General features: G+C 67.4%; 8 protein-coding genes. 4 read left to right on the top strand and 4 right to left on the bottom strand.

All coding sequences use genetic code 11. The annotated features are described in order from the left end of the window. Positions 1–806: 806 nt before the first annotated feature. A complete protein-coding gene (locus tag AC1DMQ_RS07405) occupies positions 807–4,556 on the top strand; it encodes an Ig-like domain-containing protein (protein ID WP_477032907.1) in 3,750 nt (1,249 codons plus the stop codon). Positions 4,557–4,560: 4 nt separating this feature from the next. On the opposite strand, the gene AC1DMQ_RS07400 is transcribed toward AC1DMQ_RS07405, so the two are convergent. Genes AC1DMQ_RS07400 through kefF form a run of 3 tightly spaced genes read right to left on the bottom strand, consistent with a single transcriptional unit; the run spans position 4,561 to position 7,387 of the window. Further along, entirely contained in the window at positions 4,561–4,800 is a 240-nt protein-coding gene (locus tag AC1DMQ_RS07400) for a DUF6894 family protein (RefSeq protein WP_477032906.1), read from the bottom strand. Between the two features lie 55 nt (positions 4,801–4,855). Beyond that, positions 4,856–6,772 (bottom strand): monovalent cation:proton antiporter-2 (CPA2) family protein, encoded by a 1,917-nt coding sequence (locus AC1DMQ_RS07395; protein WP_477032905.1) that lies wholly within the window; start codon positions 6,770–6,772, stop codon positions 4,856–4,858. Between the two features lie 3 nt (positions 6,773–6,775). Next, complete coding sequence (gene kefF / locus AC1DMQ_RS07390) at positions 6,776–7,387, bottom strand: glutathione-regulated potassium-efflux system oxidoreductase KefF (RefSeq protein ID WP_477032904.1); 612 nt, start codon at positions 7,385–7,387, stop codon at positions 6,776–6,778. Between the two features lie 96 nt (positions 7,388–7,483). Between kefF and AC1DMQ_RS07385 the strand changes: the two genes are divergently transcribed. Continuing rightward, positions 7,484–8,194: a CoA transferase subunit A gene (locus tag AC1DMQ_RS07385; protein ID WP_477032903.1), complete on the top strand. Its 711-nt coding sequence runs from the start codon at positions 7,484–7,486 to the stop codon at positions 8,192–8,194. Next, positions 8,194–8,835, top strand: coding sequence for a 3-oxoacid CoA-transferase subunit B (locus AC1DMQ_RS07380; RefSeq protein ID WP_477032902.1), 642 nt, complete (start codon positions 8,194–8,196; stop codon positions 8,833–8,835). Before AC1DMQ_RS07385 ends, AC1DMQ_RS07380 begins: the two co-directional genes overlap by 1 nt. 132 nt (positions 8,836–8,967) lie before the next feature. Here the strand turns inward: AC1DMQ_RS07380 and AC1DMQ_RS07375 are convergent, their stop codons facing one another. After that, entirely contained in the window at positions 8,968–10,551 is a 1,584-nt protein-coding gene (locus tag AC1DMQ_RS07375; protein WP_477032901.1) for an ArnT family glycosyltransferase, read from the bottom strand. 196 nt (positions 10,552–10,747) lie between these two features. Here AC1DMQ_RS07375 and AC1DMQ_RS07370 point away from each other — a divergent pair, with 196 nt between their 5' ends. Continuing rightward, positions 10,748–13,201 (top strand): TonB-dependent receptor, encoded by a 2,454-nt coding sequence (locus AC1DMQ_RS07370; RefSeq protein WP_477032900.1) that lies wholly within the window; start codon positions 10,748–10,750, stop codon positions 13,199–13,201. Positions 13,202–13,331: the final 130 nt, after the last annotated feature.

Here is a 13,331-nt window from a genome sequence, read left to right as displayed (position 1 = left end):
GGGCCAATGGGCAATACACGCGCTTTGTCCCCGTTCGACGCCGACGGCGGGCGGGCTCCCCAACGACAGGAGTCCCCGGACACGCTGAAGTAACCCCCTCCAGCCCAGTCCCGCTCGATCGCCCCCCGCCGCCGCATCGGTCGCTGGCCATGCGCCCTTTCCCTGCGACGAGGTGGGATCAGGATACGGGCGGTTTGGAGGATGAGGATAAGTTCGGGTCGAGAAAGTTCAGGGCGTTGAAATCGCTGGGCTTCATCCGCTGAGCGCCGAGCATGGACGCCTCTTGTCCCCTCTCTCCAAGAGAGAGGGCGCCAATCAATCGGGCGCTTGTTTCGACGCCCACGCTCTGTCAGCCGCATGGTGGTTTCTGATGAAGTAAGTAAGAATTTCCTTCACGACTGAAGCCTGGGGTGCACGGCTGCAATCTTCGCGGCTTGCGCGAGGCGTTGCGGTCATCGCCGTCAGTCGTCGGGAGGGCTCGCATATCAAAGATATTTGAACTGTCCGTGGGCAGCTCAGATGTTGTCTCGGGGTTATCGTGAAAATCCCGCCGCGATGTGGTGTCCTGATGAAAGCGCCAATCCGAGAACTTGATCCGATTACAGCGGTAACTAGACTGTATTGACGGCTTTTGACCGCGATAACTAGATTGCGAACTGCTGAAAACTTCGACATCGTCCTGTCATCGAGCGTCCCTAGGCTGGATCAAGATCGCGGCCGTGCTGAAAGCGCCTAGAACACTCGGCCGACCCAATCTCAAGCTTAGCGGCCACCGCCCAGAATAAGACCCCCTTCGGAGGAAACGCATGACCACCCTGACCGTGGGCGATCTCGCCCTGATCGGCTACAGCGCCGACACCGCCGGCAAGTCGTTCTCGTTCGTGCTGCTGCAGGCGGTCGACGCGGGCACGGTGATCAGCTTCACCGACAACGGCTGGTTCGCGGCGGGCGGGTTTCGGGGCGGCGAGGGGACCTTCACCTACACCGCCCCGGCCGGCGGCGCGGCGGCGGGGACGGTCATTACGGTCACGGGCCTGACCGGCTCGTTCAATCCGTCGACCTCGGGCGACCAGATCATCGCCTACCAAGGCGCGGCGACCAGCGCGACGCCGCTGTTCGCCCTGGACTTCGCCGACGGCAACGCGACCTACGCCGGCGACGCGACCAACTCCAACACCTCGGCCATCCCCACCGGCCTGTCGGCGGGCGGCACCGCCCTGGCGTTCTCGCTCGACAACGGCGCCTATGTGGGGACGACCACGGGGACCAAGGCCGAGATCCTGTCGGCCATCGGCAATTCGGCCAACTGGTCGCTCGATGACGGCAACCCGGTGGCCTACAAGACCGGCTTCACGGTCACCGACGGCGGCGTGCCCAGCGCCAACGTTTCGATCAGCGACGTGACCCTGACCGAGGGCGATTCCGGCGACCAGGTGATGACCTTCACGGTCACCCGCACCAACACCACCGGGGCCTTCACCGTCGACTACGCCACCGCCAACGGCTCGGCCCTGGCGGGCGGCGACTATGACGAGACCCACGGGACCCTGACCTTCACGGCCGGCGGCCCCGCCAGCCAGACCGTCTCGGTGACGATCCACGGCGACGCGACGCCCGAGCCGAACGAGGCCTTCGCCGTCAACCTGTCGAACCTGGTGGTGACCAGCGGCGCGGCCGCCCTGGTCGACGCGGCGGGGCAGGGTTCGATCGTCAACGACGACTTCGCCCCGGTGGCGATCTACGACATCCAGGGCGCGGGCCACATCTCGGCCTATGACGGCCAGACGGTGTCGACCCAGGGCGTGGTGACGGCCATCGACACCAGCGGCTCGCGCGGCTTCTGGATCCAGGACGTGACGGGCGACGGAAACGACGCCACCTCGGACGCGGTCTTCGTGTTCACCAACGCCATCCCCACCGTCCATGTCGGCGACCTGGTGAAGGTGACCGGCACGGTCGACGAATATAACGGCGGCGTCGCCACCAACCTGACGATCACCGAGATCACCGCCCCGACCGTCAGCGTGATCGGCACGGGCGCGGTGGCCTCGACGGTGCTGGGCGCCGGCGGCCGGGCCATCCCCAACACCGTGATCGACGACGACAGCCTGTCGAGCTTCGATCCGGCCCACGACGGGGTCGACTTCTACGAGTCGATCGAGGGCATGGTGGTCACCATCCACAACGCCCAGGCGGTGGACGCCACGACCACGGGCCAGACCTGGGTGGTGGCCGACGGCGGGGCCGGCGCCACCGGCCTGAACGACCGCGGCGGGGTGACCATCTCGGACGGCGACTTCAATCCCGAGCGGATCCTGGTCTATGCCGACACCGGCGTGAACCCGGACTTCAACGCCGGCTACGTGCTGGGCGACCAGTTGGGCGACGTCACCGGCGTGGTCAGCTATTTCGGCGGCAAGTACGAGGTGATCCCGCTCTCCGTCGAGAACATGGTCAGCGGCGGCCCCCTGCCGCAGGAAACCACCTCCCTGACCGGCGACGCCAGCCACCTGAAGATCGGCGCCTACAACCTCGAAAACATCTCGCCGCAGGATCCGGACGCCAAGTTCCAGGCCCTGGCCGACGACATCGCCCACAATCTGGGCGCGCCCGACATCATTGGCGTCGAGGAGATCCAGGACGCCGACGGGTCGGGCAACGGCACGAACTACAGCGGGGCCGACACCCTGAACAAGCTGGTGGCGGCCATCGAGGCGGCCGGCGGCCCGCGCTACAGCTGGGTCGAGATCGCCCCGACCGCCAACAACACCACGGGTGGCGAGAGCAACGGCAACATCCGCAGCGCCTTCCTCTATCGCGAGGACCGGGTGGACTATGTCGAGGGCTCGGCCCGGCTGGTCCAGGACACGACCGGCCCCGCCAACGCCTTCAACAACAGCCGCAATCCGCTGGCCGCCGACTTCATCTTCCACGGCGAGACGGTCACCGCCATCGACGTGCACAACTATTCGCGCGGCGGCAGCGATCCGCTGTTCGGCGCCAACCAGCCCGCCGCCAACAGCGGCGACGACCGCCGGGTGGACCAGACCACGGCGGTGCGCGACTACGTCGCCACCCTGCTGGCCGCCAATCCCGACGCCCACGTGGCGGTGATGGGCGACTTCAACGGCTTCCAGTTCGAGCAGACCCTGACCCTGCTCGAGGCCAACGGCGCGCTCTACAACCTGGTCCGCACCCTGGCGCCCGAGGACCAGTACTCGTACCTGTTCGAGGGCAACACCCAGCAGATCGACCACCTGCTGGTCTCGCAAAGCCTCAAGGGCGGGGCGGTGTTCGACAACGTCCACCTCAACACCGGCCAGGCGGCGATCGACCAGCCCACCGACCACGACGCGGTGCTGGCCCTGCTGTCGATCAACACCGCCCCGGTGGCGATGCTGGACGGCGTGTTCACGGTCTCCGAGGACGCGATCCTGACGGTCGACGCCGCGCACGGCGTGCTGGCCAACGACAGCGACGTGAACAGCGACGCCCTGACGGCGGCTCTGGACCACGGCCCGACCTACGGGACGCTGGTGCTCAACGCCGACGGCTCGTTCGTCTACACGGCCAACGCCAACTACAACGGCGCCGACGCCTTCACCTACACGGCGCATGACGCCTATGGCGGCGTGTCGGGCGTGGTGACGGTCCAGCTGGGCGTCGAGGCGGTCAACGACGCGCCGGTCGGCGCGGCCGACGCGGCCTCGGTCGCCGAGGACGCCTCGATCCTGGTCAACGTGCTGGCCAACGACCACGACATCGACCTGGACGCCCTGAGCATCGCGGCCCTGTCGGGGACCAAGTCGGCCCTGGGCGCCTCGATCAGCATCGAGAACGGCCAGGTGCGCTACGTGGCGGACGCCGACAGCTTCGATCAGCTGGCCGCCGGCAAGTCGGTGGTCGACAGCTTCACCTACACCGCCTCGGACGGCCACGGCGGCTACAGCGCTCCGATCACGGTCAACATCACGGTGGGCGAGGCGGGCGACAACCGCACGCTGTCGGGCAATCTGATCAAGGCCAACAGCTTCACCGATGTGGGCGAGAAGGACACCAGCTACACCGGCGGCCTGCTCAACGACGTGATCAACGGCGGCGGCGGGTCCGACCACCTGTACGGCGGCGCGGGCGTCGACCGCATCAACGGCGGGACCGGCCGCGACACGCTGGACGGCGGTCTGGGCAACGACTTCCTGACCGGCGGGGCGGGAGCGGACGACTTCGTGTTCAACCTGCTGTCGGGGACCGACCACATCACCGACTTCAACCCGGGCGAGGACCACATCGTCACCCCGCTGCGCGGCCAGTTGGGCGGCCTGTTCGACAGCCATGGACCGGCCAAGGCCCTGGGCATCCTCGACGACCTGATCGATCAACTGCTGAAGCCGACCTTCAAGGACGTCGACACCAACGGCGACCGCCATGCCGACGCCGTGCAGATCAGCGCCATCGGCATGGGTTCGGTGATCCTCGACAACTGGACGATCACGTCCCTGACCCAGCAGGGCTACCTCGATCCGCAGCACCACGTGGTCGGCGACTGGCTGCTCTAAGCCGTCAGTGAACGGTTCCCGTCGGGGCGTTGGCCTCGACGGCGACGGTCGCCAACACGGCGCGTCGGTCGTCCAGCACCTCGACCAGCAGGCTGCCGTCCTGGGCGAACTCGTCGGCGTTGTCGCGCAGCCACTCGCCGGCGATCCGCGCCGCCTCGATCTTGGCGGCGTCGAGATCGTCGAAGACCTCGCCCTCGTCGTCGGTCAGCACATGGCCGTCGCTGAGCTGAAAGAAATAGCGCATCGGTTCGAACCTTCCTTGGGAAGGGAAGTCTCGCCGACGAGTCCGGTTCCGGCCGCTACTTCGCCCCCTCCCGCCGGGCCGCGTCGCGTTCGGCGCGTTCCTTGAGCTCCTCGTCGAGGGTGGCGGTGTCCCAGGCGCCGGCGGCGTCGCCGGGGCGCAGGCGGGCCAGGTCGGCGTTGAGCAGCTTGTCCATGGTCTGGGCCGCGTCGCGCGAGGCCAGGATATAGGCCTCCTCCTGGCCCCAGACGGGACGCAGGTCCTCGAACGACTTGCGGTCGTGGCGGCGGAAGATCGCGCCGGCCCGATGGGCGCGGTGGGCGCGGTAGCCCAGCTTCTGCAGGGCGGTGGTGCCCAGGGCCAGGGCCGCCTCGAAGGTCTCGCGCTCGACCGCGTCGGCGCCGTTGGCCAGCAGGTCGTAGGCGTGGCGGCGGTCCCAGGCCCGGGCCAGGATCACCAGGTCGGGGAAGGCCTTGCGGGCGGTCTCGACCAGCTCGACGGTCTTCTCGCGATCGTCCAGGGCGACGATCAGCATCCGGGCCCGCTCGATGCCGGCGGCGCGCAGCAGGTCCATCCGCGTGGCGTCTCCGTAGTGCACCCGGCGGCCGAAGCGGCGCAGCAGGTCGATCTGCTCGATATCGCTGTCCAGCACGGTCGAGCGGAAGCCGTTGGCGGTCAGCAGGCGGCCGGTGATCTGACCGAACCGGCCGAAGCCGGCGATGATGATGTCCGGCTCGCCGTCGTCGAAGGCCCCGGTGTCGGGGACCTGCTTGGGGATGGCCGCGTCCATCATCTGGGCGATGCGCTCGTAGAGGATCATCGCCACCGGGGTCAGGGCCATGGAGACGGCGACGGCGGCGGTCAGCAGGGCCGCCAGGGTCGCGCCGATCACGCCCGCCCCGACCGTGAAGCTGAGCAGCACGAAGGCGAACTCCCCGCCCTGGGCCAGGGCGGTGGCGACGGCGGCCGCGCCCCGCGCCGGGGCCCCGAACAGCCGCGCCAGGCCGAACACGACCAGGAACTTCAGGACCATCAGGCCCAGCACCAGGCCGATCAGCACCAGCGGCTGGCTGGCCACCAGCCTCAGGTCGATGCCGGCCCCGACGGTGATGAAGAACAGGCCGAGCAAGAGGCCCCGGAACGGCTCGATGTCGGACTCCAGCTCGCGGCGGAACTCGCTCTCGGCCAGCACCACCCCGGCCAGGAAGGCGCCGAGGGCGGGCGACAGGCCGACGGTCTGCATGATGCTGGCCACGCCGACGACGATCAGCAGGGCCGCGGCGGTGAAGATCTCGCGCAGCCGGGCCTCGGCGATGAAGCGGAAGATCGGCCGCACCAGGTAGCGGCCGCCGCCGACCACGGCGCCCACGGCGACGAACACCGCGATCCCTTGCGCCCATGGCGGCAGGTGGGCGACCAGGCTGCCGGCGCCGTGGCCGGCGGCTTCGGCGTGGATCGGCGGGGCGATGGTCGCCAGGGTGGGCAGCAGGGCGAACATCGGGATCACCGCCAGGTCCTGCAGCAACAGGATCCCGAAGGCGGCCCGTCCGACCGGCCCATGCCTCAGGCCCTTCTCGTCCAGGGTCTGCAGCACGATGGCGGTGGACGACATGGCCAGCACCATCCCGACGGCCAGGGCCGTCTGCCACGGCAGGCCCAGCAGCATCGAGACGCCGGCGATGGCGACCGTGGTGCCCACGACCTGGGAGCCGCCGAAGCCGAAGATCGCCTTGCGCATGTCCCACAGGGTCGAGGGCTGGACCTCCAGCCCGATCAGGAACAGCAGGATGACCACGCCGAACTCGGCGAACTTCATCACGTCGGTCTGCTCGCCGACCAGCGACAGGGCGAACGGCCCGATCACCACGCCGGCGATCAGGTAGCCCAGCACCGAGCCCAGGCCCAAGCGCTTGGCGATCGGGACGGAGATGACGGCGGCGCCGAGATAGACCAGGGCTTGCAGCAGGAACGGCATGGATCAGGCCCCCAGTTCGGCGTCGGCGGGCGCGGTCAGCAGCGAGGCGACGCGGGCGCGGTAGCGCTGGGCCTCGGCCTTGAGCTCTTCGTCGTCCTTGATCGCCGCGCCGTGCACCACGAAGGGCGTCTCCCAGACCATGCCGCACAGATAGGCGGTCTGCTCCAGCGGGCGCAGATATTCGTCCAGGGTGAAGCGGTTGTAGCCGTGGGCGTGATAGGCCTTGGCCGCCCCGCCGGTGGTGCAGGCGGCGAACAGCCGCTTGCCGGCCAGGGCGTTGCCGTCCAGGCCGTAGGCGAAGCCGTGCAGCCACACCAGGTCGAACCACTCCTTCAGGAGGGCGGGCGTCGAGTACCAGTAGAGCGGGAACTGCACGGCGATCACGTCGTGCGCCACCAGCCGTTCCTGCTCGGCCTCGATGTCGATCGCGAAGTCCGGATAGGTCTCGTAGAGGTCGTGGAAGGTGACCCCTTCGACGCCCTTGGCCGCCTTGGCCAGGGCGCGGTTGGCGCGAGACCGTTCAAGCGCTGGGTGCGCCAGGGTCAACAGCACGCCCGAGGTGGCGGGCGTCGCGAGCCCGATGCTAGCTTCCCCGGGGTTAGCCTGATCCGTCACGCCGAAACTCCACGCATCGAAATTTTATTCATCAAGGGTTGAATTTCTCCGTCCGGCGGCTCAGAGCAGTCGCCGAACGTCGCTCCGGGAGGAACCATGGTCGACAAGGTGAAGTCCACAGCCGCCGAAGCGCTGGCGGGTCTTTTATTCGATGGCATGACCATCATGGCCGGAGGCTTCGGCCTGTGCGGCATTCCCGAGAACCTGATCGCGGCGATCCGCGAAACGGGCGTCAAGGACCTCACGGTGGTCTCCAACAATTGCGGCGTCGACGGCTTCGGCCTGGGGATCCTGCTGGAGAACCGCCAGATCAAGAAGATGATCTCGTCCTATGTGGGTGAGAACAAGCTGTTCGAACAGCTCTACCTCAGCGGCGAGCTGGAGTTGGAGTTCAATCCGCAGGGCACGCTGGCCGAACGCATCCGCGCCGGCGGGGCGGGCATCCCCGCCTTCTTCACGCGCACCGGCTACGGCACCCTGGTGGCCGAGGGCAAGGAAACCCGCGAATTCGACGGCGAGATGTACGTGATGGAGCGCGGCCTGACCGCCGACCTGTCGATCGTCAAGGCCTGGAAGGCCGACGCCGAGGGCAACCTCGTCTACCGGAAGACCGCCCGCAACTTCAATCCGATGATGGCCACGGCCGGCAAGGTCACGGTCGTCGAGGTCGAGGCGGTCGTGGCGATCGGGGCCCTGGACAAGGACAACATTCACACGCCCGGCATCTATGTCGACCGCCTGATCAAGGGCGCGAAGTTCGAGAAGCGCATCGAACGCGTGACCACCCGCCCGAAGGAGCAAGCGTAATGGCCTGGACGCGTGACCAGATGGCCGAGCGGGCGGCGAAGGAGCTGCAGGACGGCTTCTATGTGAACCTCGGCATCGGCATCCCCACCCTGGTGGCCAACTACATCCCCGAAGGCATGTCCGTGACGCTGCAGAGCGAGAACGGCATGCTGGGCATGGGCCCCTTCCCCTATGAGGGCGAGGAGGACGCCGACCTGATCAACGCCGGCAAGCAGACGATCACCGAGCTGGACTCCAGTTCGTACTTCTCGTCGGCCGACAGCTTCGCGATGATCCGCGGCGGCCACATCGCCCTGTCGATCCTGGGCGGCATGCAGGTGTCGGAGACCGGCGACCTGGCCAACTGGATGGTGCCCGGCAAGATGGTCAAGGGCATGGGCGGGGCCATGGACCTGGTGGCCGGCGTCAAGCGGGTGGTGGTGGTCATGGACCACTGCGAGAAGTCCGGCGCCCCCAAGCTGCTGCACCGCTGCTCGCTGCCCCTGACCGGGGCTGGCGTGGTCGACCTGCTGATCACCGAGCTGGGCGTGTTCGAGATCAACCGCGGCAAGACGGCCGTGAAGCTGATCGAGCTGGCGCCGGACGTGACGGTCGATGAGGTGAAGGCCAAGACCGAGGCGGCGTTCGAGGTCGGGGTCTAGCGGCTCACTGACTTGCCCCCACCTGACCGCTGCGCGGTCTGTCCGCCCCGGGGGCGGAGGACGCACCTCTTCCCCCTCTGGGGGAAGACGGCCGAAGGCCCGTAGGGGGCAAGTGTTAGCCGCTGAAAAGTATCAAGGCGTCGGTTCCGGATCCGGCGGCAGCCCGGTCACCGGATCCCTCGGCACGGGCGCGAAGCCCTGGGCGATGAACAGGTCGGTCCGGCGCGAGCGCTTCTTGTCCAGCCGCACACGGACGATCTGCAGGTCGGAGGTCGCCTTGAAGTCCTGGCGGATCTTGGCCCGGTAGGTGCCTTCCAGGCTGGCGATCAGCGCCCGGCGGCCCAGGGCGGCGTCGAGCGGCGCCTCGGCCTCGGCCTGGTTGCGGGGGGCGATCTCGTGCACCCACATCCGCAGCGGCGGGGCGGCCGAGGTGCCGAAATAGTCGCGGCCGTAATAGGCGGCCACGTTGTAGAGGAAGCGGTCGTCGACGGCGACGGCGGTCACGCCGCCGCGCAGGGCCTGTTCCTCGCGCGTCCGCTCGATGATCGCCTGCACCGTCTGGTCCCAGCCGCGCGCCCGCTTGAAGGCGTTGGCCATGCCCATGGCCTCGGCCGTGCGCGGATCGATCACCCAGACCAGGAACAGCGCCGCCAGCACCGTCTGCAGGGCCAGACCGCCGATCAGCCAGCGGCGGGCGTCCCAGCGCAGCAGCCACGCCGCGACCAGCACCGAGCCGGCGACATAGGCCGCGCCCGCCCAGTTGGCGTTGGCCCGCGAGACGAACGCCTGGGCCGCCACGGTGACCAGCGGCGGCAGGGCGAAGCACAGCAGCATGATGTCGGCCTGCGCCAGGCGCCTGCGGAACGCCAGCAGCAGGGCGCCGCCGCCCAGCACGCCGAACGGCACGGGTCCGAACACGCCGAACTGCGAGCCGACGAACTGGACCAGCTCGATCGGGTTGAACAGCCTGCCGGCCTTCCAGTTGGCGTTGGCCGCCGTGTGCTCCAGCGTCGAGAAGTGGTGCTGGTAGTTCCACCACATGTTCGGGGCGAAGACGACGAACAGGGTCGCGAAGAAGGCGATCGCCATGACCGGGGTCCAGGCGCGCCGGGCCTCGCGTGACAGGAACAGATGAGCGGCCAGGCTGGCCAGGGCGTAGATCGCCGCGTACTTGCTCAGGAACGCCATGCCCAGCGCCGCGCCCATGCCGGCGGCGATCCAGATCCGGGTGCGGGGCGAGGCGTGCGGCAAGGCGACGCAGGCCCAGATCATCAAGGCCAGGAAGAACAGCAGCGGCGTGTCGGTGGTGATCAGCACCGACGACAGCTGGATGCCGGGCATCAGGATGAAGATCGCCGCGGCGGCCAGCCCGATCCAGTTTCCGTTCCGCTCGTCGCCGTAGAGCCGCGTGGCGATGCGCGAGATCACCAGGGCCGTGCCGGCGTTGAGCAGGGGCGAGCCGATGCGCAGCCAGGCCTCGGCGTCGCCGCCGATTCGCGTGGTCGCCCAGATCAACCAGGCGATGACGGGAGGCTTGGAAAAGTAGCCGAAATCGAGGTGGCGCGACCAGAGCCAGTACTGGGCTTCGTCCGGGTACAACTCCAGGGGGGTGACGAACAGCGCGACGACTCGCAGAACCGTCAGAACCCCGACCAAGATCAGGGTCAGGCGCCAGATTCGCGCCTGGGTCGCCCGCGCCGTTTCATCAAGGGCCACGCTGATTTCTCCCGCATAAGTAAGAGGACGCTGACTAAATCTTCCGCAAGCGGGCCCCCGGAGCGCGTTTATCCGCGATCGTGGCCTTTCCGTCACCAAACCTTCTAAATACGTCGCTAAAGAGCCTCTCAATGACATGGCTCGGCGGGCTTCATGCACCCCGTCGCGGCTTGAACGAGGGGATTAGATCAAGATGATGACGAAAAAGCTCGCCTGTCTGGCGTCGACCGCGCTGGTCGGCTGCCTGCTCAGCGCCACCGCCGCCATGGCCCAGTCGACCGGCACCGACGCCGTCGAACAGGTCGTGGTCACCGCTTCGAGCCTGAAGAACCAGAACGGCGCGATCGTTCAGCAAGTGGTTCCGAAGTCGCGCTCGACGATCACTCAGGACTTCATCGCCCGCCAGGTGCCCGGCCAGACGATTCTGGACTCGCTGAACCTGCTGCCCGGCGTGAACTTCTCCAACAACGACGCCTACGGTTCGGCCGGCGGCGACATCACCATCCGCGGCTTCGACTCGCAGCGCATCGCCCTGCTGCAGGACGGCATTCCGCTGAACGACAGCGGCAACTACGCCATCTATCCGAACCAGCAGATGGACTCGGAACTGATCTCGAAGGTCGACGTCAACCTGGGCACCACCGACGTTGACAGCCCCACGGCCGCGGCCGCCGGCGGCACCATCAACTACGTGACCCGCAAGCCCACCGACGAGTTCGGCGGCGTGTTCGAAGCCCAGGCCGGCGACGGCAACTTCCGCCGCTTCTTCGGCGTGATCGACACCGGCAAGGTCGGCCCCTGGGGCACGAGCGCCTGGTTCAGCTACGCCGACGCCATCAACGACGTGTTCAACGGCCCGGGCAAGATCCACAAGAAGCAGCTCAACGCGCGGATCTATCAGCCGATCGGCGACAACGGCGACTTCGTCAGCCTGATCGCCAACTACAACGAAAACCGCAACAACTTCATCAACCGCATGACGCTGGCCCAGTTCCAGGCCGGCACCGGCGTTGGCTACGCCCGCTCGACCTGCGCTCGTCCGACCCCGGTCGCCGGCACCGCGCAAACTGACTCGGCCTCGACCACGAACCCGCCCCCGACCGGCGGCGGTTCCTGCTACCTGAACAACATCAACCCGTCGAACACGGGCAACATCCGCGGTCAGTCGCTGTTCCACATCGGCGAAAACTTCATCCTGACCGCCGACCCCTACTTCCAGTACACCCTGGCCAACGGCGGCGGTCGCGGCCTGTTCAACGAAAGCGGCACGGGCACCGGCAGCGGCCTCATCCGCGGCAACCGCACGACGGGCGGCCAGGACCTGAACGGCGACGGCGACATCCTCGACTCCGTCCTGCTGTACGCGCCGAACACGACGAACACCCGCCGTTACGGCATCACCTCGTCGCTGATCTGGAAGTTCGCCGAAGGCCAAAGCCTCCGCGCGGCCTACACCTACGACGAAGCCCACCACCGTCAGACCGGCGAATACACGTCGTTCGCCACCGACGGTAAGCCGAACGACGTGTTCGGCGGCAAGGACGGCTACGGCACGCCGATCAAGCTCTCGGACGGCAGCATCCTGCGCAAGCGCGACCGCGTCTCGGTCGCCACCCTGAACCAGATCTCGGTCGAGTACCGCGGCAAGTTCATGGACGACAAGGTCCTGTTCAACGCCGGCCTGCGCGCCCCGTTCTTCAAGCGCGAACTGAACAACTTCTGCTACCAGGCCGACACCTTCACGGCCTACTGCACCAACCAGACCCCGACCGCGGTGGCCGGCACCGACGACGGCAACGGCCAGACCCTGGTCACCCTGCCGGGCCAAGGCACGACCCAGTACGGTCGCCCGCGCGAGTTCACCCGCAAGTACGACAAGCTCCTGCCGAACGTCGGCGCCAGCTACGCCCTGACCGACCACCAGTCGGTCTACGCGACCTACGCCGAAACCCTGTCGGCGCCGCGCACCGACGACCTGTACGACAAGAAGCTGACCAACCCGAAGGCGGAAGTCTCGCACGTCATCGACGTGGGCTACCGCTTCCAGTCGCCGACCATCCTGCTGTCGGCTTCGCTCTGGGCCAACAACTTCAGCAACCGCATCGAGCGCGCCTTCAACGAGCAGGACAACATCGCCTTCTCGGTCAACGTCGGCGACGTGAAGCAAAAGGGCTTCGACGCCCAGTTCGGCTTCAAGCCGGAAGACTACCTCAGCTTCTACGCCTCGTTCTCGTACCAGGACTCGGAACTGCAGGATAACATCCCGGGCACCGCCCTGGGTTCGCTGCTGCTGACCAAGGGCAAGCAACTGTACGAAGCCCCGAACTACCAAGGCGCCGTTCGCGTCGACTGGGACATCACCGAGGCGCTCAGCGTCGGCGTCCAAGCCAAGTACGTCGGCGAGCGTTGGACCAACCTGACCAACACCGAAAAAGTGCCGAGCTACGCTCTGCTGGACCTGGACGCCCGCTACATGCTGGACGGCTTCCTGGACGGCGTCGGCATGAAGAACACCTACATCCAGCTGAACGTGAAGAACCTGGCCGACGAGAAGTACCTCGGCGACCTGGCGGTGAACCCCTCGGGCACCGGCCTGGGCCAACCGGGTTATCCGCGCACGGCCAGCATCACCCTGCACGCCGCGTTCTAAGAACGGCGTACAGCGGACTAGAGAATGGGGGCGGTCCGGAAACGGGCCGCCCTTTTTCTTTTGTCGCAGCAGTTTGCTAGAAGAGCGGCTTGACCCGAGGGCCGTCCCGGCCCATTTGCGCCTCCCGTTT

It is taken from the genome of Caulobacter sp. 05L422 (assembly GCF_056397765.1).
This window is presented reverse-complemented; position numbering and strand designations above follow the sequence as displayed.